Annotated in this window: 1 protein-coding gene and 1 pseudogene; both read left to right on the forward strand. The window is 47.9% G+C overall.

Annotation, left to right across the window (positions count from 1 at the left end; translation table 11 throughout):
• The coding region (locus tag B3182_RS01925) for a cell division protein FtsQ/DivIB (RefSeq protein WP_292751325.1) at positions 1–567 on the forward strand (567 nt) is incomplete at its 5' end.
• Positions 567–799: pseudogene (locus B3182_RS01930) on the forward strand (cell division protein FtsA); the annotation flags it as partial. The gene B3182_RS01925 and the pseudogene B3182_RS01930, both read left to right, overlap by 1 nt.

Consider the following 799-nt stretch of genomic DNA (forward strand, 5'->3'; position numbering starts at 1 on the left):
ATTGAGGCGGTAACCCCATATGTGACCGGTAGTTTCCTTGATGTAAACGTGGCAGGAATTCGTGCGGCAGGTGAAGCACTTCCCTGGGTATCACAAATACAGGTAAGACGTGTTTGGCCGGATACCTTGCATTTAATGGTCAGTGAGCATCAGGCAATTGCATTGTGGAATGAAGATGGTCTGGTCAATACACGTGGCCAGGTGTTTTATCCCGAGAGCGGAAAAATGCCTGCCGGACTTATTCAGTTATTTGGGCCTGAAGGCAGCAGTGAGTTGATGTCACGGCAACTGGTGACTATTCAGCAGTCTGTAGATTCGCTTGGATTAAGGGTGAAAAGTCTGACCATGGATGAGCGCCGTTCCTGGCAGGTGAAATTTACAGATGATATGCAGCTGCAATTGGGACGTGCAGAAAGTGAGCAGCGATTAGCCCGATTTATTCGAGTATTTGAAGGCCCGTTGGCCAGTTACCGCGATCAAATCAAAATTGTGGATATGCGCTACACCAACGGACTTGCAGTTGTTTGGAAAACCGGTAAGCAACCTGATTTTAATGGAATTGTGTAATGTCGAAACGAATTGAAAGAGAACTGATTGTCGGACTGGATATCGGCACTTCCAAAGTGGTAGCGATCGTGGCAGCGCCGATTCTGGATGCCGGTCCCAATGACAATAAACTGGAAATTATCGGTATCGGTTCGCATCCGGCCAGAGGCATGAAAAAAGGGGTAGTGGTCAATATTGAATCTACTGTGCAATCCATTCAGCGAGCGGTAGAAGAAGCCGAGCTGATGGCTGG

Source organism: Methylophaga sp. UBA4204, from assembly GCF_002379485.1.
In the GTDB taxonomy this organism is placed as follows: domain Bacteria; phylum Pseudomonadota; class Gammaproteobacteria; order Nitrosococcales; family Methylophagaceae; genus Methylophaga.